20 protein-coding genes are annotated in these 23440 nt (G+C 71.6%); 11 read left to right on the plus strand and 9 right to left on the minus strand.

Annotated elements, in window-relative coordinates:
* Nucleotides 1-164: 164 nt before the first annotated feature.
* Nucleotides 165-1790 carry a protein kinase gene (locus tag ACF061_RS10025; protein ID WP_392266349.1) on the plus strand — a complete coding sequence of 542 codons (1626 nt, stop codon included), beginning with the start codon at nucleotides 165-167 and terminating at the stop codon, nucleotides 1788-1790.
* 158 nt (nucleotides 1791-1948) lie between these two features.
* On the opposite strand, the gene ACF061_RS10030 is transcribed toward ACF061_RS10025, so the two are convergent.
* Entirely contained in the window at nucleotides 1949-2965 is a 1017-nt protein-coding gene (locus tag ACF061_RS10030; RefSeq protein WP_392266350.1) for a phosphotransferase, read from the minus strand.
* A gap of 540 nt (nucleotides 2966-3505) precedes the next feature.
* Here ACF061_RS10030 and pdhA point away from each other — a divergent pair.
* Genes pdhA through ACF061_RS10045 form a run of 3 tightly spaced genes read left to right on the plus strand, consistent with a single transcriptional unit; the run spans nucleotide 3506 to nucleotide 7202 of the window.
* The gene (gene pdhA, locus ACF061_RS10035) at nucleotides 3506-4735 is read left to right on the plus strand and encodes a pyruvate dehydrogenase (acetyl-transferring) E1 component subunit alpha (RefSeq protein ID WP_392266351.1); all 1230 of its coding nucleotides are present in this window, start codon (nucleotides 3506-3508) and stop codon (nucleotides 4733-4735) included.
* 2 nt (nucleotides 4736-4737) lie between these two features.
* Nucleotides 4738-5733: an alpha-ketoacid dehydrogenase subunit beta gene (locus ACF061_RS10040; protein ID WP_392266352.1), complete on the plus strand. Its 996-nt coding sequence runs from the start codon at nucleotides 4738-4740 to the stop codon at nucleotides 5731-5733.
* Between the two features lie 20 nt (nucleotides 5734-5753).
* Nucleotides 5754-7202 (plus strand): dihydrolipoamide acetyltransferase family protein, encoded by a 1449-nt coding sequence (locus ACF061_RS10045; RefSeq protein WP_392266630.1) that lies wholly within the window; start codon nucleotides 5754-5756, stop codon nucleotides 7200-7202.
* A gap of 114 nt (nucleotides 7203-7316) precedes the next feature.
* Here the strand turns inward: ACF061_RS10045 and ACF061_RS10050 are convergent, their stop codons facing one another.
* From ACF061_RS10050 to ACF061_RS10060, 3 genes are all read right to left on the minus strand, one after another.
* Nucleotides 7317-8279, minus strand: coding sequence for a Bro-N domain-containing protein (locus ACF061_RS10050; protein WP_392266353.1), 963 nt, complete (start codon nucleotides 8277-8279; stop codon nucleotides 7317-7319).
* 270 nt (nucleotides 8280-8549) lie between these two features.
* Entirely contained in the window at nucleotides 8550-9110 is a 561-nt protein-coding gene (locus ACF061_RS10055) for a hypothetical protein (RefSeq protein WP_392266354.1), read from the minus strand.
* Between the two features lie 134 nt (nucleotides 9111-9244).
* Nucleotides 9245-10147, minus strand: a complete 903-nt coding sequence (locus tag ACF061_RS10060; RefSeq protein ID WP_392266355.1) for a D-alanyl-D-alanine carboxypeptidase family protein — start codon at nucleotides 10145-10147, stop codon at nucleotides 9245-9247.
* A 195-nt stretch (nucleotides 10148-10342) separates the two neighbouring features.
* Between ACF061_RS10060 and ACF061_RS10065 the strand changes: the two genes are divergently transcribed.
* Nucleotides 10343-10993 (plus strand): GntR family transcriptional regulator, encoded by a 651-nt coding sequence (locus ACF061_RS10065; RefSeq protein ID WP_392266356.1) that lies wholly within the window; start codon nucleotides 10343-10345, stop codon nucleotides 10991-10993.
* A complete protein-coding gene (locus ACF061_RS10070) occupies nucleotides 10990-12306 on the plus strand; it encodes a nitrate/nitrite transporter (protein ID WP_392266357.1) in 1317 nt (438 codons plus the stop codon). Before ACF061_RS10065 ends, ACF061_RS10070 begins: the two co-directional genes overlap by 4 nt.
* Nucleotides 12307-12423: 117 nt before the next feature.
* Here ACF061_RS10070 and ACF061_RS10075 read toward each other — a convergent pair whose 3' ends face one another.
* Nucleotides 12424-13248, minus strand: a complete 825-nt coding sequence (locus tag ACF061_RS10075) for a maleylpyruvate isomerase family mycothiol-dependent enzyme (RefSeq protein ID WP_392266358.1) — start codon at nucleotides 13246-13248, stop codon at nucleotides 12424-12426.
* Nucleotides 13249-13466: 218 nt separating this feature from the next.
* Here ACF061_RS10075 and ACF061_RS10080 point away from each other — a divergent pair, with 218 nt between their 5' ends.
* A complete protein-coding gene (locus tag ACF061_RS10080; RefSeq protein WP_392266359.1) occupies nucleotides 13467-14261 on the plus strand; it encodes a carbon-nitrogen family hydrolase in 795 nt (264 codons plus the stop codon).
* A gap of 122 nt (nucleotides 14262-14383) precedes the next feature.
* On the opposite strand, the gene ACF061_RS10085 is transcribed toward ACF061_RS10080, so the two are convergent.
* Nucleotides 14384-14878 (minus strand): LURP-one-related/scramblase family protein, encoded by a 495-nt coding sequence (locus ACF061_RS10085; protein ID WP_392266360.1) that lies wholly within the window; start codon nucleotides 14876-14878, stop codon nucleotides 14384-14386.
* 107 nt (nucleotides 14879-14985) lie between these two features.
* Between ACF061_RS10085 and ACF061_RS10090 the strand changes: the two genes are divergently transcribed.
* Nucleotides 14986-16839, plus strand: a complete 1854-nt coding sequence (locus ACF061_RS10090) for an NHL domain-containing thioredoxin family protein (protein ID WP_392266361.1) — start codon at nucleotides 14986-14988, stop codon at nucleotides 16837-16839.
* Between the two features lie 29 nt (nucleotides 16840-16868).
* Here ACF061_RS10090 and ACF061_RS10095 read toward each other — a convergent pair whose 3' ends face one another.
* From ACF061_RS10095 to ACF061_RS10105, 3 genes are all read right to left on the minus strand, one after another.
* Nucleotides 16869-17120: a DUF6458 family protein gene (locus ACF061_RS10095; protein ID WP_392266362.1), complete on the minus strand. Its 252-nt coding sequence runs from the start codon at nucleotides 17118-17120 to the stop codon at nucleotides 16869-16871.
* A gap of 125 nt (nucleotides 17121-17245) precedes the next feature.
* On the minus strand, nucleotides 17246-18553 hold the full coding sequence (locus ACF061_RS10100) for a M18 family aminopeptidase (protein WP_392266363.1): 1308 nt from the start codon (nucleotides 18551-18553) through the stop codon (nucleotides 17246-17248).
* 133 nt (nucleotides 18554-18686) lie between these two features.
* A complete protein-coding gene (locus ACF061_RS10105) occupies nucleotides 18687-20513 on the minus strand; it encodes an acyl-CoA dehydrogenase (RefSeq protein ID WP_392266364.1) in 1827 nt (608 codons plus the stop codon).
* A 196-nt stretch (nucleotides 20514-20709) separates the two neighbouring features.
* On the opposite strand from ACF061_RS10105, the gene ACF061_RS10110 reads away from it, so the two are divergent.
* The 3 genes from ACF061_RS10110 (at nucleotide 20710) to ACF061_RS10120 (ending at nucleotide 23403) form a co-directional block, all read left to right on the plus strand.
* The gene (locus tag ACF061_RS10110; protein ID WP_392266365.1) at nucleotides 20710-21183 is read left to right on the plus strand and encodes an SseB family protein; all 474 of its coding nucleotides are present in this window, start codon (nucleotides 20710-20712) and stop codon (nucleotides 21181-21183) included.
* Between the two features lie 119 nt (nucleotides 21184-21302).
* On the plus strand, nucleotides 21303-22280 hold the full coding sequence (locus tag ACF061_RS10115; protein ID WP_392266366.1) for a pirin family protein: 978 nt from the start codon (nucleotides 21303-21305) through the stop codon (nucleotides 22278-22280).
* Between the two features lie 85 nt (nucleotides 22281-22365).
* Nucleotides 22366-23403 carry an AI-2E family transporter gene (locus tag ACF061_RS10120; RefSeq protein WP_392266367.1) on the plus strand — a complete coding sequence of 346 codons (1038 nt, stop codon included), beginning with the start codon at nucleotides 22366-22368 and terminating at the stop codon, nucleotides 23401-23403.
* The last annotated feature ends 37 nt before the right edge of the window (nucleotides 23404-23440 follow it).

Below are 23440 nucleotides of genomic sequence, written 5' to 3' on the forward strand. Positions count from 1 at the left end.
CACGGGATTTGCACGAGCACGGCCGCTCGGGGTTTGATGGCCGGTCCGTCCCGGACCGGTCCCCGCGGCGAACCTGGACCGGCGGCTTGCGCCGAGCCTGTAGCGTGGCCGACGGAGACCGTGACAACACCGCGCACCGCGGGCAGACACAACGGCGAGGACTGATGGCACAGACGCAGCGCGCCCAGGGCCCGTCCGACCCCGAGGCGACTGGCGGCGGCATGTCGGAAACGCCGGAGGCGTGGGGCAACGGCGGCCTGGTCGGCGACGGCCGGTACCGGCTGACCCACCGACTCGGCCGGGGCGGCATGGCCGAGGTGTTCGCGGCCGAGGACGTGCGGCTCGGCCGCACCGTGGCCGTCAAACTGCTCCGCGCCGACCTGGCCGAGGACCCCGTCTCCAAGGCGCGCTTCACGCGTGAGGCGCAGTCCGTGGCCGGTCTCAACCACCACGCGATCGTCGCCGTGTACGACTCCGGCGAGGACTTCGTCGGCGGTCAGTCGGTGCCGTACATCGTGATGGAGCTGGTCGAGGGCCACACCATCCGCGACCTGCTGCTCAACGCGGAGGCGCCGGGCCCCGAGCAGGCCCTGATCATCGTCTCCGGGGTGCTGGAGGCGCTGGCCTACTCGCACCAGCACGGCATCGTCCACCGCGACATCAAGCCGGCCAACGTCATCATCACCGACAACGGCGCCGTGAAGGTGATGGACTTCGGCATCGCCCGCGCCCTGCACGGGGCGTCCACGACGATGACGCAGACCGGCATGGTCATGGGCACCCCGCAGTACCTCTCCCCGGAGCAGGCGCTCGGCAAGGCCGTCGACCACCGGTCCGACCTGTACGCGACCGGCTGCCTGCTGTACGAACTCCTGGCGCTGCGCCCTCCGTTCACCGGCGAGACCCCGCTGTCCGTGGTCTACCAGCACGTCCAGGACATGCCGGTGCCGCCGTCGGTGACCTCGGACGGCGGCTGCCCGCCGGAGCTGGACGGCCTGGTCATGCGTTCGCTGGCCAAGGAGCCCGACGACCGGTTCCAGACGGCCGAGGAGATGCGCGGACTGGCCCAGTACGCGCTGCAGATGCTCTACGACCAGGGCGGCCACACCGGCACCTGGAACACCGGCCCGGTGGCGGCGCCCGACGGCCGGCACACCCCGGCGGCGGGCTACGCGAGCACCACCGTGCTGCCGCACTCCGGCGAAGGCCACGCCGGCACCACGCAGATCCCGCAGCCGATCCTGCCCCCCGGGTACGGGAACGGCGACGACGGCGGCTTCGAGGGGCACGGCAACCAGGGCAGCGGCCGCGGGAAGCTGTGGATCCTCGCCGTGCTGGCGGTGATCGCCATCGCGGCGGGCGTGGCGCTGGCGATGCAGCAGACCGGTGACAGCGGCGGCAGCGGCGGCGGTGGCACCCGCACCACCAAGTCGCCGTCGGCCTCGCAGTCCACCGAGGAAGAGCAGCCCAGCCCCTCCCAGAGCGACCAGTCCTCGCACCAGTCCTCGGACCAGTCGACGGAGACGGGCAGCGGGTCGAACAGCGGCGGGGGCTGGAACCACGCACCGTCGCAGCAGCCCTCGTACACCCAGTCGCAGTCGACGACCCACGAGCCGTCGAACGAGCCGTCGGACCCGCCGAGCTCCGACACGCAGGAGCCTCCGCCGACGCAGCCCTCCTCCCCGGACACCGGTGGCGGCAACACCGACCCGACGACCGATCCGGGCGGGGCCGGCGGCGGTGACGTCACCCCGCCCCCGGTGAACCCCGGAGGCGGGAACGCGGGCTGACCGACCCGTCCCCAACGCGCGCGTGGAGCCGTGACAGGCGCCACGCGCGCGCGTCGTCCGCCCGGCCCGGTCACCGCGCGCGGACTCCCGCCTGGTCGCTCCCCCGGTCACCGCGCCCGGCCCCGCCCGGGTGTTTGGCCCGGCCACCCGGCGCGCGGTCACTCCGTGAACGCCCCGCACACCGCGTCGTACTCGCGGGTCCACCACACCACCAGCGCGGAGGCGGCCGGGAACTGCGGGTCCGCGCGGGTGTCGCCGCGCTCGTAGTGCCAGCGCAGCATCCAGAAGTCGTTCAGGCGCTCCCACCAGACGCGGTGCACGGCCGCCGCGAGCTCCGAGGGCGTGGCGCGGGCCGCACGCCGGTACGCGCGCGCGTAGGCCCTGATCTTCGGCAGGTCCAGGGTGCCGGCCGGCCGTACGAAGAAGATCGCGGCGGCGCGTACCGCCTCCTCCGCGCGCGGTTGCACGCCGAGCCGGTCCCAGTCGACGATCGCGGCCGGTGCGTCGCCCTTGTAGAGCAGGTTGAAGGGGTGGAAGTCGCCGTGCACCCAGCCCACCGGGCCGCCCGGCGGAGGCCGTCGGCCGGTGTGCTGTTCGAGCAGCGCGCGGCGCTCCAGCAGCCGGTGCCGGGCCAGCGCGTCGAAGGCGTCCGGGGGCCGGTGGCGGCGGACGTGCCCGAGCAGGTCGTCGATCAGGGCGAAGGTGTCGGTGGGGTCGGCGCTCTCGACGGGGTGCGGGCCGGCGGCGGGACGGGTGTGCCTCTTGGGCGGCATCACGCGCTCCAGGCAGGCGTGCACGGCCCCGAGGAGCCCGCCGAGGCGGGTGCACTGGCCGGTGGTGAGCTGCCCGCCGTGCCGGTGCCGGCCGTCGACCCAGGGGTGCAGGGCGTAGGCGTGGCCGCCGACGACGGCGACCGTGCGACCGTCGCGGCCGGCCAGCGCGGGCGCCACCGGGACGCCCAGGTCGGCCAGGCGCTGGGTGGCGCGGTGCTGCCGGGCGATCGACGCGGGATCGGCGGTGTCGGGGTCGAAGTGGTGCTTCAGGAAGTAGCGGCCGCGGGTCGTGCGCAGCAGGTAGCCGCGGTTCAGCAGGCCCTGGTCGACCGGTTCGCAGGTGAGGGCGGAGCCGGCCGCGTACTGGCGCAGTAAGGCCCGCAGAGGGGGCGCATGGGGCACGGGGGGTGGTACACATGAGCGCGGCACGCGCCAGATGGTAGGGCAATGATCGAGCCCGTGAGCTGGGCCTTGTCACACACAGTCGTCCGCGGTCGCAATCGGTCACTCGGGGTCGTCGGCCCCGGTCCGCCGTGCCCGTGCCGCCCGGCCTCTCCGGACGTCCGCCGGCCTGCGCCGGGCTCCGTCGGCACGGATGTCTCCGGTCGGCCGTCGGCCCTTCCCGACGTGGGGGTGACCGGGATAACGTGCCGGTGTTCCGGCCCCCTGCAAGGCTGTGACCAGCGGCTGCCCCAGATGCCCGGCGAGGTACTTGGACGTCCAAGTGAAAATACTTGGAAATCCAAGGAAACACGCAGGTCAGGTGGGGTTTCACATAAATGTGGAGCACTGGGTAACGTGACTGTTGCAGGGCGCTCGCCGGGGCACCTGTCACGCCTGTTCCCGGCCGAGTGGCACCCACCCCGTGCCCCGTGGTCCAAAACAGGTGAGCCGCACTGGCCTACCGGCAACCCCGGGGGCCGGACCGACGGAGGAGCACACGTGACCGTGGAGAGCACTGCCGCGCGCACATCGCGACGCAGCGCCGGGAGCAAGGCCGGTACGACCGGCACGAAGGCAGCCGGCACCACCGGTACCAAGCGCACCACCCGCACGACCGCCAAGAAGGGCGCCGGCGCCGCGAACGCCGCCGAACCTGAGCTCGTGCAGCTGCTGACCCCCGAGGGGAAGCGCGTCAAGAACGCCGAGTACGACAAGTACGTCGCCGGCATCACCCCCGAGGAGCTCCGCGGCCTGTACCGCGACATGGTGCTCACCCGCCGCTTCGACGCCGAGGCCACCGCCCTGCAGCGCCAGGGCGAACTGGGACTGTGGGCGTCGCTGCTCGGCCAGGAGGCCGCCCAGATCGGCTCCGGCCGGGCCACCCGTGAGGACGACTACGTCTTCCCGACCTACCGCGAGCACGGCGTCGCCTGGTGCCGCGGGGTCGACCCGACCAACCTGCTCGGCATGTTCCGCGGTGTGAACAACGGCGGCTGGGACCCCAACAGCAACAACTTCCACCTCTACACGATCGTCATCGGCTCCCAGGCGCTGCACGCCACCGGCTACGCGATGGGCGTGGCCAAGGACGGCGCGGACTCGGCGGTCATCGCCTACTTCGGCGACGGCGCCTCCAGCCAGGGCGACGTGGCGGAGTCCTTCACCTTCTCCGCGGTCTACAACGCCCCCGTGGTGTTCTTCTGCCAGAACAACCAGTGGGCGATCTCCGAGCCGACCGAGAAGCAGACCCGGGTGCCGCTCTACCAGCGCGCGCAGGGATTCGGCTTCCCGGGCGTGCGCGTCGACGGCAACGACGTACTGGCCTGCCTCGCGGTCACCAAGTGGGCGCTGGAGCGCGCCCGCTCCGGCGAGGGCCCCACCCTGGTGGAGGCGTACACGTACCGCATGGGCGCCCACACCACCTCCGACGACCCCACCCGCTACCGCCACGACGACGAGCGGGCCGCCTGGGAGGCGAAGGACCCGATCCTGCGCCTGCGCCGCCACCTGGAGGCGGCGAACCACGCTGACGAGGGATTCTTCGCGGAACTCGAGGCAGAGAGCGAGACGTTGGGCAGGCGAGTGCGCGAAGCGGTCCGTGCCATGCCCGACCCGGACCACTTCGCCATCTTCGAGAACGTGTACGCGGACGGGCACGCGCTCGTCGACGAGGAGCGAGCCCAGTTCGCCGCCTACCAGGCGTCGTTCGCGGACGCAGAGGGGGTCTGAGCATGGCTGCGGAGGCTGTGACATTGAAGAACATGGCCCTGGCCAAGGCGATCAACGAGTCGCTGCGCCGTGCCCTGGAGAACGACCCGAAGGTCCTCGTCATGGGCGAGGACGTCGGCAAGCTCGGCGGCGTGTTCCGGGTGACGGACGGCCTGCAGAAGGACTTCGGCGAGAGCCGCGTCATCGACACCCCGCTCGCCGAGTCCGGCATCGTCGGCACGGCGATCGGCCTCGCCCTGCGCGGCTACCGCCCGGTGGTCGAGATCCAGTTCGACGGCTTCGTCTTCCCGGCGTACGACCAGATCGTCACGCAGCTCGCGAAGATGCACGCCCGCTCCCTGGGCAAGGTCAAGCTCCCCGTCGTGGTCCGCATCCCCTACGGCGGCGGCATCGGCGCGGTGGAGCACCACTCGGAGTCCCCCGAGGCCCTCTTCGCGCACGTCGCGGGTCTGAAGGTGGTCAGCCCCTCCAACGCCTCGGACGCCTACTGGATGATGCAGCAGGCCATCCAGAGCGACGACCCGGTGATCTACTTCGAGCCCAAGCGCCGCTACTGGGACAAGGGCGAGGTCAGCACCGAGGCCATCCCCAGCCCGCTGCACAAGGCGCAGGTCGTCCGCGAGGGCGCCGACCTGACCCTGGCGGCCTACGGCCCGATGGTGAAGCTGTGCCAGGAGGTCGCCGCGGCCGCCGCCGAGGAGGGCAAGTCCCTGGAGGTCCTGGACCTGCGCTCGGTCTCCCCGATCGACTTCGACTCCATCCAGGCGTCGGTGGAGAAGACCCGCCGCCTGGTGGTGGTCCACGAGGCCCCGGTCTTCTTCGGCTCCGGCGCGGAGATCGCCGCCCGGATCACCGAGCGCTGCTTCTACCACCTGGAGGCCCCGGTCCTGCGGGTCGGCGGCTACCACGCGCCGTATCCGCCGGCGCGCCTGGAGGAGTCGTACCTGCCGGACCTGGACCGCGTGCTCGACGCCGTCGACCGCTCGCTGGCGTACTGAGGGAGAGGTTCGTGACGACGATGACTGGAGCGTCGGTGGCGTCCGTGCGCGAGTTCAGGATGCCGGACGTCGGCGAGGGGCTGACCGAGGCAGAGATCCTCAAGTGGTACGTCCAGCCGGGTGACACGGTCACCGACGGCCAGGTGGTCTGCGAGGTCGAGACCGCCAAGGCGGCCGTCGAACTGCCCATCCCCTACGACGGCGTGGTCCGCGAACTCCACTTCCCCGAGGGCACCACGGTGGACGTGGGCACCGCCATCATCGCGGTGGCGGTGGCGGTGGCGGGCGGCGGCGCCCCGGCCGAGGCCCCGGCGGAGGTCCCGGCGGAGGTCCCGTCCCAGGCCGCCCCGGCGGCGGCCGAGCCGCAGGAGCCGAAGCCGGAGGGCCGCCAGCCGGTGCTCGTGGGCTACGGCGTCTCGACGTCCGCCACCAGGCGACGCCCGCGCAAGGGCCCCGAGGTCCGGGTGGACCGGGGCCAGGCCGCGGTGCAGTCGGAGCTGAACGGCAGCGCCGCGCCGGCCGCGCCCGCCGTCGCGAAGGACCGGCCGCTGGCGAAGCCGCCGGTGCGCAAGCTGGCCAAGGACCTGGGCGTGGACCTCACGACGGTGGTCCCGTCGGGCCCCGACGGCGTCATCACGCGCGAGGACGTGCACGCCGCCGTGGCGGCTCCGCAGGCCCCGGAACCGGCCGTGGCGGCGGAGTCCGGGACGGCCCAGGCCGACCGGGCGGTCCAGACGCCCGCGGCGCCGGTGGCGTCCTACGACACGGCACGCGAGACGCGGATCCCGGTGAAGGGTGTCCGCAAGGCGACGGCGGCGGCGATGGTCGGCTCGGCGTTCACCGCGCCGCACGTCACGGAGTTCGTGACGGTGGACGTGACGCGCACGATGAAGCTCGTCGAGGAGCTGAAGCAGGACAAGGAGTTCGCGGGCCTGCGGGTGAACCCGCTCCTGCTGATCGCCAAGGCGCTGCTGGTGGCGATCAAGCGCAACCCGGACATCAACGCCTCCTGGGACGAGGCCAACCAGGAGATCGTCCTCAAGCACTACGTCAACCTGGGCATCGCGGCGGCCACCCCGCGCGGTCTGATCGTCCCCAACATCAAGGACGCCCACGCCAAGACGCTCCCGCAGCTCTCGGCGGCGCTCGGCGAGCTGGTGGCGACGGCACGCGAGGGCAAGACGTCCCCGGCGGCGATGCAGGGCGGCACGGTGACGATCACCAACGTCGGCGTCTTCGGCGTCGACACCGGCACGCCGCTCCTCAACCCGGGCGAGTCCGCGATCCTCGCGGTCGGCGCGATCAAGCTCCAGCCGTGGGTCCACAAGGGCAAGGTCAAGCCCCGTCAGGTCACCACCCTGGCCCTCTCCTTCGACCACCGCCTGGTCGACGGAGAACTCGGCTCGAAGGTGCTGGCGGACGTGGCGGCGATCCTGGAGCAGCCGAAGAGGCTGATCACCTGGGCGTGACGGCCCGGACCGGATAACGTCGAGCGTGTGGAGGGGACGGCCGCGACTTTGGCTTGCGACCGCCCCCTCCGCTCTTCCCGTCGGCACGGCTCCGATCCGGCCGTGCGGCCCCGGTCAGGACGACCGGTCGAGCACGTACACGGGCGCTCCGTCCTCGGCCGCGCCCCGTGAGCGGATGCAGGCGTGCTTGCGCAGCATGCGCAGGCACTCGTTGACGCGGCGCGCCGGCAGACCGGTACGGGCCGCGATGGCGTCGAGCGGCTGACGGAGCTCGCCCTCCTCCACGAGGACCGGGGCGATCACCACGGCCACCGTCCACACGTCCTCCGTCACCGACAGCCGCTGCCGCCAGTCGGCCAGCACGGACTCCGTGGTCGGCCGGTCGGCGAGGGCCCGGGTGGGCGGCACGGGGTGATCGGGGGCCAGGACGTCGAGTCGGTCGGCGATGCGTTCCACGGCTCGGACGACGGCCTGCTGCGTGGCCAGCATGGCGCGCTGCGTCGCGACCATCTCCTTGTGCAAAGCGACCGATTCGCGCTGGGCGGCGGCGAGCTCCTCGTCCACCCGGAGGTTGTGCGCCTCGAGTCGCACGATGGCGTCCACGACCTGCTGCGGCATGACGTACGCGACGGGCGCGCCCGGGCCGGTCGGCTGCACCGGGGCCTCGTCCAGGCTGTAGGACCCCTCCCGCTGCACTGTCTCGATGACCTCGGCGACCCACTGCTTGAAGGGCGCGCAGGCGGGCTTGGTGCAGGCGTTGACGAGGAGGACGAGACCCCGCAGAGAGATGACGTTCAGGTCTCGACGCCACTCTCTGCCTGCGGGAACGCTGAGACCGTAACCTCCAGTTAGGGTCTCGAGAATTTCTCGATGGCCTTCCGGGACGTGGTCGGAGAGTGCCTTGTGCGGATTGGTGTGCCCCAATCGCCTGCAGACGTCCACCGCCGGGAACCAATGGCTTCCGTCCGGCATCGTCAGCCGGCGGACCCGGTCACCGGTCGCCGCGTACACGAAGTCGCTGATGTCGATCGCCTCGTGGCGCCTGCCCGCGTCGGGCTGTTCGCTGGGTTCGTTCATGTGAACCACCTCCGCTGCGGAAGGTAGATCGAAGAAAAGTGCATATGCCAGTTCGCCCGGGGATGTTCACGATTGCGAGGGAAGATCGTCAGAAGTACCTCAGTGCGCCGGGGGAGCGTGTATGACGCCGGGCGAGGGGGAGGTGCCCGCCGGATCAGTCGTCGGCGACCCGGATGAGCAGGGCGTCGTGTGCGCCGGACGAGCATACGGTCGACGGCGTGGCGTACGCGGAGGAGCACGAGCGCGTCCCCTCCGGGCCGCCGGCCGCGCTCAGTCCTCCCAGAACGCCCAGAAGACCCCCACCTCGTCGTCGGAGACCGCCACCAGGCCGCAGTCGGTGGTGTGGACGGACAGGCACTCCCACTGGGTGTCGGGGTTCAGCCAGTCGGCGTCCGGATCCGCGCAGGCACCCGAGGCGTTGGTGAGGAACCGGGCCGACGGGCCGAACCTGGACAGGACGTGCCGCGCGCTCCTGAACAGAGCGTCCCGCCGGTTCGCGAAGTCCGGAATGTGGGCCGCCTGGTAGTGGGGCTCCCCCTGGAGCGCGATGAGCAGCCGAGTGGCGCGGGCCCCGTCGATCCCGGTGAGGGCGGCGCCGATCTGCTCGGCGCTCCAGAGCATGAAGGGAGCGCCGATGCCGCTGCGGTCCCCCTCGACCGCCGGCGGTGCGCTGAGCGAGTACCAGCGGCGTGGATCGTCCGACCTGAGCGCCATGGTCGATGCCACGTCCCGTCGCCAGTCCCGGTGCCGCCGCGGACCGACCCGTGCGAAACCGCAGGTGCCGCCGAGCAGGTCCAGCACCGCCACCTTCCAGGATTCGGCGTCGAGCAAGGATTCCTCCCCATGGCGGGCGGGCGCTCGCCCCGGGGCCCGGCGTCCGGGCGCGGGTGCGAAGCGGCGGCCGCGGACGGAAAAAGGGCCCGCCGCCGAGCACCGGCGGCAGGCCCCTCACTTCACGGTCGGCGTCAGCCCAGACGGGCGAAGCCGTAGTTCAGGATCTTCGTGGAGTCCGCGGCGCGCTGGTTGATCGACGAGGAGGCCAGGACCGTGCCGATGACGGTCTTGGTGCCCCGGGTGGCCGCGAAGACCAGGCAGTACTTGGCCTCGGGGCCGGAGCCGGTCTTCACGCCGATGGCGCCCTTGTAGCTGCCGAGCAGCGTGTTGGTGTTCGTCCAGGTGGCCATCGTGCGGGTGCTGCCCGTCTTGGTGACGGTCTTGGCCGTGTACGACTTGGTCTTCACGATCGCGCGGAAGTTGGCGTTCTTCATCGCGCTGCTGGCGATCTTCGTCAGGTCGCGCGGCGTCGAGTAGTTGTTGCCGTTGCCGATGCCGTCGAACGAGTCGAAGTGCGTGTTCTTCAGGCCGAGGCTCTTGGCGGAGCTGTTCATCTTGCCGATGAAGGACTTCACGCGCGCGGACATCGTCGAGCCCGTGCCGTACTTGTCGGCCAGCGCGTAGGCGGCGTCGCAGCCCGAGGGCAGCATCAGGCCGTAGAGGAGCTGACGGACGGTCACCTTGTCGCCCACGATGAGGTGGGCCTGGGAGGCGTTGTTCTTCACGACGTAGTCGCTGTACGCCTTCTGGATGGTGACCTTGGCGTCGAGGTTGAGGTTCGACTGCGCCAGCACGACCTTCGCGGTCATGATCTTGGTGGTGGAGCCGGTGGACAGTTTGGTGTCCGCGGCCTTGGTGTAGAGCGTCGAGCCGTTGGCGTTGTTCATCGCGTAGCCGCCCTTGGCCACGATCGACGGCGCGGTGACGGCCTGAGCGGGCGCGGCGGTGAGCGCCCCGGCGGCGAGCACGGCGCCGGTGGTCATGGCGACGGCGGCCGCTCGGCGGAGACGGATGGCCTGGATGCCGGTTTTCAAGTGAGGTACCCCGAATACGTCGAATGCCCCTGTGGTGCGGCGAAGTTGGGTGCCCACGAAGTGGGGCCGCACATGTCTGACTCGTAACTAGCACAGATGGTTGTGCGATTGCCGGGCCGGGTTCCCGGCCGGTCCGCGCGGTCCGCATGCTGGACGGGGCACATCTTGTGCACGTGTTGTATCTAAGCTGTGGGCATGAGCCTGTCCGTGAAACGGCCCCCCGCCGCCGACCGTGTGTACACCCATGTCAAGGAAGCCGTCCTCGACCGCCGTTACCAGGGCGGAACGCTGCTGACCGAGGGCGAACTGGCCGAGGCCGTCGGCGTTTCGCGCACTCCGGTGCGCGAGGCGCTGCTGCGGCTGGAGGTCGAGGGGCTGCTCAAGCTCTACCCGAAGAAGGGGGCGCTGGTCCTGCCGGTCTCCGCGCAGGAGATCGCGGACGTCGTCGAGACCCGGCAACTGGTGGAGGGGCACGCCGTCAGGAAGGCCGTGCCCGCCCCGGCCGGGCTCGTCGAGCGGCTGGAGGAACTGCTCGAACAGCAGAAGCGGCAGGCCGCCGACGGTGACTTCGCCGCCGCGGCCGTCACCGACCGCTGCTTCCACGCCGAGATCGTCCGCAGCGGCGGCAACGAGATCCTCTCGCGCCTCTACGACCAGTTGCGCGACCGGCAACTGCGCATGGGCGTCGCCGTCATGCACTCCCACCCCGACCGGATCGCCAAGACGCTCACCGAGCACGAGGAGATCCTCCAGGCCCTGCGGTCCGGGGACGCCGAGGCCGCCGCCGCGATCGTTCACGGGCACGTCAGCTGGTTCTCCAACCTGGCCCGGGGTGAGGTCCGATGAGCTCCACGACCGGATCCACGGCCGCCGTGACGCTGCCCGGCGACCCACCCGGCGGGCGGCGTGCCGTCGCCGTGTGGAGCATCGGCGTCGCCGTCTACTTCGTCGCCGTCATCTTCCGCACCTCGCTGGGCGTGGCCGGGCTCGACGCCGCCGAACGGTTCGACGTGGGCGCCTCGGCGCTGTCCACCTTCTCGATCCTCCAACTGCTCGTCTACGCGGGCATGCAGATACCCGTCGGCCTGCTGGTCGACCGGCTCGGCACCAAGAGGGTGCTGGGCATCGGTGTCGTACTGTTCACGGCCGGTCAGCTCGGCTTCGCCTTCTCGTCGTCGTACGGCGCCGCGCTCGCCTCCCGGGCGCTGCTCGGCTGCGGCGACGCCATGACGTTCATCAGCGTGCTGCGGCTGGGCACCCGCTGGTTCCCCGCCCGGCGCGGTCCGCTGGTCGCGCAGCTCGCCGGACTGGTCGGCATGGCCGGCAACCTGGTGTCCACGCTGGTGCTGGCCCGGATGCTGCACGGCCTGGGCTGGACCTGGGCCTTCGCGGGCAGCGCGCTGGCCGGCGTGGTGGTGCTGGTGCTGCTGGTCCTCTTCCTGAGGGACCACCCCGAGGGCTTCGAGCCGGCGCCGCTGCCGCACCAGGGCGCCGCGTACGTGCGCCGGCAGATCGCCGCTTCCTGGCGGGAACCGGGCACCCGGCTCGGGATGTGGGTGCACTTCACCACCCAGTTCCCGGCGATGGTGTTCCTGCTGCTGTGGGGGCTGCCCTTCCTGGTGGAGGCGCAGGGACTGTCCCGGGCGACCGCCGGGGAGCTGCTCACCCTCGTCGTGCTGTCGAACATGGCCGTGGGCCTCGTCTACGGGCAGATCATCGCCCGGCACCACGCGGCGCGGCTGCCGCTGGCCCTCGGCACGGTGGCGGCCACGGCGGTCATGTGGGCGGCGACGCTGGCGTACCCCGGCGGCCGCGCGCCGATGTGGCTGCTGGTGGTGCTGTGCGTGGTGCTCGGGGCGTGCGGACCCGCCTCGATGATCGGGTTCGACTTCGCGCGGCCCGCGAATCCGGCGGAGCGGCAGGGGACCGCCTCCGGCATCACCAACATGGGCGGCTTCGTCGCCTCGATGACGACGCTGTTCGCGATCGGTGTGCTGCTGGACGCGACGGACGACGACTACCGGGTCGCCTTCTCCGCCGTGTTCGTCCTCCAGGCGCTCGGCGTCGGGCAGATCCTGCGGCTGCGCGGGCGGGCGGCCCGGCGGGAGCGGGAGCGGCTGGTGGCGAGCCGGGTGGAGACCGTGCACGTCCCCGCGTGAGGGCGCGGCGCCGGGCCGGACCGGTGCGAGCGGCAGGGGTCGATCGTGCCGCCGGCGAAGGCGCGCCCCCCGGGCCTTTCGAGCAGGAAGCCCCGGCCCGGCCGCCCGGGAGCGGGCTCAGGCCGTGACCGCGAAGTTCCTCAGGATGGCCGCCGCCAGGTCCGGGTCGCCCTCCGTCTTCACCCGGTCCTTCACCGCCTCGGGCGTGACCCGGCCGCAGGCGAGGCGGACGTAGGTCTCCCAGTCGAGGGTGAGGGAGGCGGCCGGACCCAGCGCGGGGACCGTCTCCAGGGTGCCGCGGCCCTGGATGTCGACGCGGATGGTGCGGAGGAACTCCACCGGGCCGTGCACGTCGAAGACGATCGCCGAGCTGCGCGGGGCGTCCGCCTTCTCCGCGACCACGCGCGGGAGGGCGTCGAGGAGGTAGTCCCGGGCCACGTGCGCGCCGGGCGAGTCCAGGTTGCCGGGGCGCCCGAGGGCGGCCCGCAGGTCCTGTTCGTGCACCCAGATGTCGAACGCGCGGTAGCGCATGGACTCCTCGAGGGTGATCTCCACGCCGAGCGGGCCGCGCACCTTGGCGCCCGGGTCACGGGACTCGTTGCGCAGCTGGCGGTTGCGGCGGATGACCGTGTACTCGAGCTCCGAGGTCATCTCCGGGGCCGTGTGGTGGCGGCGGACGTCGACCTGCATCTCCATGTACCGCTGGTGCTGGTTGGTGACGTGGAACAGATCGCGCGGCAGCGAGTGGATGGGGCGCGGATCGCCCAGCGCCTCGCAGTCCATGCCGATGACGTGCGAGACCACGTCGCGGACGGACCAGCCGGGGCACGGGGTCCGCCGGTTCCACTCGCCCTCCACGAGCGGCTGCACCAGCTCGGATATCGCCTCGACGGAGTGGGTCCAGGCATCGGCGTAGGGCTGGAGGGTGGGATGCAGACTCACGGAACGGGACCCCTCGGCGGTCGGTACACGGGCAGGTTGTGGCGGCATTGCCAGTGGGCGGTGGCTGCTGTCGGCGGTGTCTTGAAACTTCCCCCGGCTCTCGCTCCGCTTCGAGCAGGGCAGCCCCCAAGTTACGCTGCTGTGAAGCACCCCGGCAGTGCTTTCGTGTGACGATCGTAGGCCCGTGGGGACAACTCGAATGCCAGGACGGTGGTAGTGTGCGCGCCTCGCTGATCCAGATCGCCGTGGACGAGGGCGAATCGGCCGAATCGCGACGGCGGCGGGCGGCCGCCCTCGTACGCGAGCAGGCCGGCGCCGATCTCGTCGTGCTCCCGGAACTGTGGACCACCGGAGCCTTCGCCTTCGAGGAGTTCGGCCGTGCCGACGAGCCCCTGGAGGGGCCGACCCACGAGGCCATGGCCAAGGCCGCGAGCGACGCGGGCGTGTGGCTGCACGCGGGCTCGATCCCCGAACGCGCCCCCGACGGCACCCTCTACAACACCTCACTGGTCTTCGAGCCCTCCGGCGACCTGGCGGCCGTCTACCGCAAGATCCACCGGTTCGGCTTCGACAAGGGCGAGGCCGTGCTGATGGGGGCGGGCAAGGAGCCGGTGACGGTCAGTCTGCCGGACACCACCCTCGGCCTGGCGACCTGTTACGACCTCCGGTTCCCCGAACTCTTCCGCGCCCTGGTCGACGCCGGGGCCCGGATGCTGGTGATCCCGGCGGGCTGGCCCGAGCGCCGGCGCGGGCACTGGACGCTGCTGGCCCGGGCGCGGGCGGTGGAGAACCAGGCGTTCGTGCTCGCCTGCGGCACGGCCGGGACCCATGCCGGGGTCCCGCAGGCCGGTCACTCGATCGTGGTGGACCCGTGGGGCGAGGTCCTGGCCGAGGCGGGCCACGACGAGCAGGTCCTCACGGTGGACCTCGACCCGGAGAAGGTGGCGGCGACGCGGGAGCAGTTCCCGGCCCTGAAGGACCGGGTGCTGGGCCTGGAGCCGCCGCGCCGGTGAGCGGCCGGGGCGCCCGGCCGGGACGGCGGTGAGGGGAGGACGGGACGGCGATGAGTCGTCGGAACGGCGGGGAGCGGCCCCGGGGCCGCGGGGCCGGCCCGGTGTGATCCGGGCGGCGGGCCCTACCCCTCGTCCCGCTCCTTCTCCGCCAGGTGGATCACGCACACCGCCACAGCGATCAGCAGCGCCGGGTCGGCGTCCTCCCGTACGACGTCGACCCCGTAGGTGTCCACCAGGCTCAGCCACCGCCGGGAGATCACGGCCAGCAGTTCGCCGTCGTACTCGACGGCGAACTCCCGGTCCAGGATCTTCCCGCTGACGTCCAGCTCGGTGCCGTCCGTCAGGGACACCCGGTAGTGGTTGCGCAGCAGCGACAGCCGCTTGCGCCGGATCTTCGCCAGGGCCTCGCCACCCCGCTCGATCACCATCGTCTCCCGCAGGGAGAACATCTTCTGGTGGATGTCGACGAGGACCCGGCCCCGGGCGTCCTTCAGCTCGAAGGTGTCCCGCAGCCGCATCGCCTTGCCGTCGACGAGGAACACCTTGTCGCCGTGCTCGTCCTCGATCCAGTAGTCGTCACCGATGCCGAGGATCCGGTCGCGTACGAGGAATCTCATGCCCTCACCGCTTCCCCGCCCGGGGCCCCGGGACGCCGCCGGTAGGCCGACGGGCTGAGCGGGCGGGCCCGGGCCCGGTCGGCGGTGACGGGTGGCACCCTTGCCCCATGAGCGAATCGTCCCCGTCCCGGACCACCCGACGCGCCCGTGTCCGCGCCCCCGAGCTGACCGGCAGGGGCGGCTGGCTCAACACCGGAGGCAAAGAGCTCACCCTCGCCGACCTGCGCGGACGGATCGCGCTGCTCGACTTCTGGACATTCTGCTGCATCAACTGTCTGCACGTCCTCGACGAGCTGCGGGAACTTGAGGAGAAGCACCGGGACACGGTCGTCGTCATCGGAGTGCACTCCCCGAAGTTCGTGCACGAGGCGGAGCACCAGGCGGTCGTGGACGCCGTGGAGCGCTACGAGGTGGCGCATCCGGTGCTCGACGACCCCGAGCTCGCCACCTGGAAGCAGTACGCGGTGCGGGCCTGGCCGACGCTCGTCGTCATCGACCCCGAGGGGTACGTCGTCGCCCAGCACGCCGGCGAGGGGCACGCGCACGCCATCGAGCGGCTGGTGGAGGAGCTGGAGGCCGAGCACGCCGCCAAGGGCACCCTGCGGCGCGGCGACGGGCCGTACGTGCCGCCGGAGCCGGAGCCCACCACCCTGCGCTTCCCCGGCAAGGCCCTCCTGCTGCCCTCCGGGAACTTCCTGGTCAGCGACACCACCCGGCACCAGCTGGTGGAGCTGGAGGCGGACGGGGAGAGCGTCGTGCGGCGGATCGGGCAGGGCGGCCGGGGGATGACCGACGGGCTCCCCGACCGGGCGCGGTTCCAGGAACCGCAGGGGCTCGCGCTCCTCCCGGACGGCAGCGTCGTCGTCGCCGACACGGTCAACCACGCCCTGCGGCGCTTCGATCCGGAGACCGGACGCACCACGACCCTGGCCGGCACCGGGTTCCAGTGGATGCAGGGGGACGCCACGTCCGGTCCCGCCCGGGACGTGAAGCTGTCCTCCCCCTGGGACGTCGCCCACTGGAACGGCAAGGTGTGGATCGCCATGGCGGGCGTGCACCAGCTGTGGGCGTACGACCCGCGGGTCGGGAGCGTCGGCGTCGCCGCGGGGACCACCAACGAAGGGCTCGTCGACGGACCCGGCGACGAGGCGTGGTTCGCGCAGCCCTCCGGACTGGCGGCCACGCCCGAGCGGCTGTGGCTCGCCGACTCCGAGACCTCCGCGCTGCGCTGGGTGGACGTGGACGGTGGCGTCCACACCGCCGTGGGCACCGGCCTGTTCGACTTCGGCCACCGGGACGGGGACGCCGGGCAGGCGCTGCTCCAGCACCCGCTGGGAGTGACCGCCCTGCCGGACGGCTCGGTCGCGGTCAGCGACACCTACAACCACGCCCTGCGCCGCTACGACCCGGCGACCGGCCGGGTCACCACCCTCGCCACCGACCTGCGCGAGCCCAGCGACGCGGTACTCGTCGGCGGGGACATCGTGGTCGTGGAGTCGGCCCGGCACCGGCTGACCCGGCTTCGGCTGCCGGAGGAGGCCGTGCGGGTGGCGGCTGTCGCCCACCGCACGCGGCGGGCCGCCACCGAGGTCGCCCCGGGGCGGCTGCGGCTGGACGTGATCTTCCAGGCCCCGGCGGGTCAGAAGCTCGACACCCGCTACGGGCCCGCCACCCGGCTGCTGGTCTCCGCCACCCCGCCGGAGCTATTGCTGGACGGCGAGGGCGCGGGAACAGACCTGTCCCGCGCCCTCGAGCTCAACCCCGCCGTGACGGAGGGCGTCCTGCACGTGTCCGCGATGGCGGCCTCCTGCGACGACCCGGAGGCCGGCAGCGGCTCCGCCGCGGGCGCCGAGGAGTACCCGGCCTGCCATGTGCACCAGCAGGACTGGGGCGTCCCGGTCCGGCTGACCGGGGCCGGCGCGGACCGGTTGCCGCTGGTCCTGGCCGGCATGGACGGCTGATCAGGGCCGGCCGCCCGCCGGGGAAACGGTCACACGCCGTACCCGTCGCTGTAGCCGTCCCGTGCGTGGTGGTGCCGTTCCTCCTCGACGACCGTCGTCGAGGGCGGCACCATGACGCGGCGCCGCCTGGCGATGCTGCTGAAGGTCGTCACGCCGATCACCCCGACGATCATCAGGATGACGCCGACCATGTGCAGGTTGACCCCTTGCATGTGCCAGTCGGTCGCGAACGTGAGGATGGCTCCCACGGCGATGAGGATGATGCACCCGCCGAGGCCCATGAGTGTCGCCTCCTAGTCCGGTGTCAGGTCCGGTGGTTCCGGCCCGTTCCGGTCCCTTCCGGTCAACTCCGGATACCCGCAAGCGGGATGAGCATGCGGAGGCGACCCCTCATGGAGTGGCGCGCTCAGTCCTCAAGGAACGCCACCAGCGCGTTCGCCAGCAGGAACGGGTCGTTGGCGGCGCACAGTTCGCGGACGCTGTGCATGGACAGGATGGCCACGCCGATGTCGACGGTGCGGATGCCGTGCCGGGCCGCGGTGATCGGGCCGATGGTCGTGCCGCACGGCATGGAGTTGTTGGAGACGAAGGTCTGGAAGGGCACGCCGGCCCTCTCGCAGGCCGCCGCGAACACCGCCCGGCCCGAACCGTCCGTGGCGTAGCGGTTGTTGACGTTGACCTTGAGGATGGGGCCGCCGCCCGCACGCGGGTGGTGGGTCGGGTCGTGCCGTTCCGCGTAGTTGGGGTGCACCGCGTGGCCGGTGTCCGAGGACAGGCAGACCGTGCCGGCGAAGGCGCGGGCCCGGTCCTCGTACGACCCGCCGCGCGCGAACACGGAACGTTCCAGCACGCTGCCGAGGAGCGGGCCGTCGGCGCCGGTGTCGGACTGGGAGCCGTTCTCCTCGTGGTCGAAGGCGGCCAGCACCGGGATGCAGGGCAGGTCCTGACCCGATGTGGCAACCGCCGCCAGGGCGGCCGTGCCGGCGTGCACCGAGAGCAGGTTGTCCATGCGCGGGCCGGCCAGCAGCTCGCGGTCGCGGCCCAGGTAGGCGGGCGCTTCCACGGAGTGCGTCATCAGGTCCCAGCCGGCGACCTCGCCCGCGGCCAGACCCGCCTCCTGCTCCAGGAAGGCGATCAGGTCGCCGTCCCGGACGTCGTCGCCCAGGCCCCACACCGGCTGCAGGTGCCGCTGCTTGTCGAGCTTGAGACCGTCCGTGGAGACCGCGCGGTCCAGGTGGATGGCGAGCTGGGGGACGCGCAGGAGCGGGCGGTCGACGTTCACCAGGCGCGTCGAGCCGTCGCGCAGGGTCAGCCGGCCGGCCAGGCCGAGGTCGCGGTCGAGCCAGGAGTTCATCAGCGGGCCGCCGTAGATCTCCACGGCGACCTGGCGCCAGCCGTGCGCCCCGGTGTCGGGCAGCGGCTTGACGCGCAGGTTGGGCGAGTCGGTGTGCGCGCCGACGATGCGGAAGGGGGTGTGCGGCGCGGCGCCCTCGGGGACGTACCAGGCCACGATCGCCCCGCCGCGCAGGACGTACTTCCCGCCGGTGCCCGAGGCCCCCGTGTCCCAGGCGTCCGTCTCGGCGACCTGGCGGAAGCCGGCCTTCTCCAGCCGCGCGGCGGCGTTCGCCACGGCGTGGTAGGGCGACGGGCTGGCCGTCAGGAAGGACATCAGGTCGTCGGTGTGGCCGCGGTCGAAGGGCCGGCTTGTGCTCATGGGTTCACCTTAACGACGGACGAGGGTCCGCTCCCGGTCTGGGAGCGGACCCTCGTGAGGACGGTGTGAAGGCGGGGACCACGGCCTGCCGGCCGGACCGTGACGGCCCGCGGCCCGGCCCGGACGGAAGGCGCTAGAAGGCGGCCTCGTCCAGCTCCATCAGGTCCAGGTCGACCTTCTCCGACAGCTTGCGGGCCAGGGTGACGCCCGGCAGGACGTTGGCCGCGAAGAACTTCGCCGCCGCGATCTTGCCGGTGTAGAAGGCCCGGTCCTTGGCGGAGGCGGTCTCCAGCTTCTCGGCGGCGACCGCCGCGCCCCTCAGCAGCAGGTAGCCGACGACGACGTCGCCGGAGGCCAGCAGCAGGCGGGTGGTGTTCAGACCCACCTTGTAGATGTTCTTGACGTCCTGCTCGGTGGCGGCCAGGTCGGTCAGCATGACGCCGACGACGGCCTCCAGCTCGACGGCCGCCTTGGCCAGGTGCTCACGGGCGTCGGCCAGCTCCGCGCCGCCGGTGCCGAGCGCGAGGAACTTCTTGATGTCCTCGGCGAGCGAGTTCAGGGCCGCGCCCTGGTTGCGGACGATCTTCCGGAAGAAGAAGTCCTGGCCCTGGATGGCGGTGGTGCCCTCGTACAGGGTGTCGATCTTGGCGTCGCGGATGTACTGCTCGATCGGGTACTCCTGCAGGAAGCCGGAGCCGCCGAAGGTCTGCAGCGACTGGGCGAGCTGCTCGTAGCCCTTCTCGGAGCCGTAGCCCTTGACGATGGGCAGGAGCAGGTCGTTGAGCGCGTGCTCGGCCTTGGCGTCCTCGCCGTTGGCCTCCTTGACGGCGATCGCGTCCTGGACGGAGGCGGTGTGCAGGACGAGGGCGCGCATGCCCTCGGCGTACGCCTTCTGCGTCATCAGCGAGCGGCGCACGTCGGGGTGGTGGGTGATGGTGACCTTGGGCGCGCTCTTGTCCATGAAGTTCGCCAGGTCGGGTCCCTGGACGCGCTCCTTGGCGTACTCCAGGGCGTTGAGGTAGCCCGTGGAGAGGGTGGAGATCGCCTTCGTGCCGACCATCATGCGGGCGAACTCGATGATGCGGAACATCTGGCGGATGCCGTCGTGCCGGTCGCCGATCAGCCAGCCCTTGGCGGGGTGCTTGTCGCCGAAGGTCATCTCGCAGGTGTTGGAGGCCTTCAGGCCCATCTTGTGCTCGACGTTGGTGGCGTAGACGCCGTTGCGCTCGCCCAGCTCGCCGGTCTCGAAGTCGAAGAGGTACTTCGGGACGAGGAAGAGGGACAGGCCCTTGGTGCCGGGGCCGGCGCCCTCGGGGCGGGCGAGGACGTAGTGGAGGATGTTCTCCTCCATGTCGTGCTCGCCGGAGGTGATGAAGCGCTTCACGCCCTCGATGTGCCAGGAGCCGTCCTCCTGCTGGACGGCCCTGGTGCGGCCGGCGCCCACGTCGGAGCCGGCGTCGGGCTCGGTGAGCACCATGGTGGAGCCCCAGGTCTTCTCCACCGCGATCTTCGCGACCCTCTTCTGCTCCTCGGTGCCCTCCTCGAAGAGGATGCGGGCGAACGCCGGGCCGGAGGAGTACATCCACAGGGCCGGGTTGGCGCCGAGGATCAGCTCCGCGTACGCCCAGATCAGGGACGGGGGAGCGGTGGTGCCGCCGATCTCCTCGGGCAGGCCGAGCCGCCAGTACTCGGAGTCCATGAAGGCCCTGTAGCTCTTCTTGAAGCTCTCCGGTATCGGCGCGGTGTTGGTCTCGGGGTCGAACACCGGCGGGTTGCGGTCGGCGTCGGCGAAGGACTCCGCCAGCTCGTTCTCGGAGAGGCGGGTCAGCTCCTCGAGGACGCTCCTGGCGGTCTCGGCGTCCATCTCTTCGAACGGACCGGTGCCGTACAGCTTGTCGCGTCCGAGGACCTCGAAGAGGTTGAACTCGATGTCGCGGAGGTTGGACTTGTAGTGCCCCATGGCCACGGCTCCCGTCGAGGACTCGGCGAGGCACTGACTCCTCGCATCTGGTTCGCGTACCAACTAGTAGCCCCATGATGCTACCCGTCGGTAACAAGAAGCAACCCCGATCCGGCCATCTGTGACGAGGCTCTACCCCCGAGCGGGTCCCGGTCATGCTCCACTCGGGGGCGGGCCGTTGACTACTCTGTCGCTCATGTACGGCTACGACCAGAGCGCGGGCGCGCAGCAGGGGTACGTCCCGCCGCAGCAGCAGATGCCCGGTGGCGTCGGCGGATACGGCCAGCAGCCGCCCCTGTACCCGGAGCCGTCCCCGCCGTCGCTGGCCGACGCGGTGCGGGCCTTCACGACCGGGCAGATGGCCGCGGAGGACTTCCAGCAGATCTTCGCCACCTCGAAGGTGTACTGCCCGCGCGGCGACACCCCCGGCTTCCTGGCCCTGCACAACACCCAGCAGCCGGTGATCCCGATGTTCACCTCGCTCAAGGAGCTGCGGCGGTACGCGGGCAAGGAGTCCAAGTACTTCGTCATCACCGGAGCGGAGGTGATCGACCTGCTGCCCACGGGATACGGCTTCGTCCTCGACATGGAGGGCGAGCACCGGATCGTGTTCGACGCCAAGGCGGTCGAACAGATGGTCGATTTCGCGATGCGCCGGATGTACGGCTGACCTGAACCCGTCCTTGTCGGAGCCCGGAGGGAATTACCTCCGGGCTCCTCGTGTTGGTGCTGGCAAGAAGTTGAACGCTCAACTATAGTGGCCGTCACGTCCCCCGAGGAGGTACCGACATGCCCGCTGTGACCGTCGAGAACCCGCTGGCGCTGCCCCGTGTGGCCGCTCCGGCCGATGCCGTGGCCCGCCCCGTGCTCACCGTCACGACCGCGCCGAGCGGTTTCGAGGGCGAGGGCTTCCCGGTGCGCCGGGCGTTCGCCGGCATCAACTACCGTCACCTCGACCCGTTCATCATGATGGATCAGATGGGCGAGGTGGAGTACGCGCCGGGCGAGCCCAAGGGCACCCCCTGGCACCCCCACCGCGGCTTCGAGACCGTCACCTACATCATCGACGGGATCTTCGACCACCAGGACAGCCAGGGCGGTGGCGGCACCATCACCAACGGCGACACCCAGTGGATGACGGCCGGCTCCGGCCTGCTGCACATCGAGGCGCCGCCGGAGTCCCTCGTCATGTCCGGCGGCCTCTTCCACGGCCTCCAGCTGTGGGTGAACCTCCCCGCCGAGGACAAGATGATGGCCCCCCGCTACCAGGACATCCGGGGCGGCAGCGTCCAGCTGCTCACCTCCCCCGACGGCGGCGCGCTGATCCGCGTCATCGCCGGTGAGCTGGACGGTCACGCGGGTCCCGGGATCACCCACACCCCGATCACGATGATCCACGCGACGCTCGCCCCGGGCGCGGAGCTCACCCTGCCCTGGCGCGAGGACTTCAACGGCCTCGCGTACGTCCTGGCCGGGCGCGGCACGGTGGGCGCCGAGCGCCGGCCGATCCACCTGGGCCAGGCCGCCGTCTTCGGCGCCGGTTCCTCGCTGACCGTCCGGGCGGACGAGAAGCAGGACTCGCACACGCCGGACCTGGAGGTCGTCCTCCTGGGCGGCCGGCCGATCCGTGAGCCGATGGTTCACTACGGCCCGTTCGTCATGAACACCAAGGACGAGCTCATGCAGGCGTTCGAGGACTTCCAGAAGGGCCGCCTGGGCACCGTCCCGGCCGTGCACGGGATGACGGAGACCGGCCCCCAGGGCTGACCCCGTCCCGTCCCACGGCGCGCCGCGTCACCCGGGCGGGCTGTCCGCACAGGACAGCCCGCCCGGTGCGTGTTGCGCTGGTGAGGTGTCCCCGCTGCCCGAGCCCGTCCGGCGTCTCGCCGCCTGGTGTGCCGTGGTGCTGCTGGTCTCCGGGGTGGTGTGGATCGTGGTGCGGCTGTGCGACGCGTTCCGCACCACCGTGACGCCGGTGCTGCTGGCACTGCTGGGCACCGCGCTGCTGCGGCCCCTCTTCCGCCGGCTGGTGCGGGCCAACGTCAACCGGTCGCTGGCGGCCGGGATCACCTGCGTCGTCGTCCTCCTCGTCGTCGGCGGCACCGGGTACGTCGTGGTGCTGGCGCTGATGGAGAGCGGGAAGCAGATCGTCTCCTCCCTGGAGCGCGCCGCGAAGTCGATCTCCGGCCTCCTGGGCACGGCCGGGTCCTCGCTGACCGACCTGGCCGCGCACGGCAGGCAACTGCTGTCGAAGTTCGGCGGGACGGCCGTCTCCAACGTCATCAGCGGGGTCAGCGTCGTCGCCGAGTACATCGCCATGGCCTTGCTGGCGCTGCTGCTGGTCTTCTTCTTCCTGCGCGACGCGGACCGCGCGATGCGGTCCCTGCGCTCGTTCTCACCCGGCGGCACCGCCGACGTGGTGGAGGCCATGGCCCGGCGGGCGTTCGCGGCGGTCGAGGGCTTCATGCGCGGCACCACGCTGATCGCGCTCATCGACGCCTTCTGCATCACCCTCGGCCTGTTCCTGCTGCGGGTGCCCGGCGCCTACGGGCTCGGCGCGCTGGTGTTCGTCGGCGCCTACATCCCCTATCTGGGCGCGTTCATCTCCGGAGCGGTAGCCGTGCTGGTGGCGCTCGCCGACCGGGGTTTCGTCGTCGCGCTGTGGGTGCTGGGCGTGGTCGTCGCCGTGCAGGTGCTGGAGGGACACGTGCTCCAGCCGGTGATCCAGAGCCGTACCGTGCAGATGCACCCGGCGGCGGTGCTGCTGGCTCTGACCGCGGGCGCGTCGGCCGCCGGGATCGTGGGGATGCTGCTCGCGGTCCCGCTGACGGCGGCGGCGTTCGGGATCGCGCACGAGCTGCGGGACCGGTACGCCTCCGAGCACCCCTAGAGGACCGGTCGTCGGATTCCCGCCCGCCCCGCGACAC

The organism is Streptomyces sp. NPDC015220 (assembly GCF_043079345.1).
Taxonomy (GTDB): domain Bacteria; phylum Actinomycetota; class Actinomycetes; order Streptomycetales; family Streptomycetaceae; genus Streptomyces.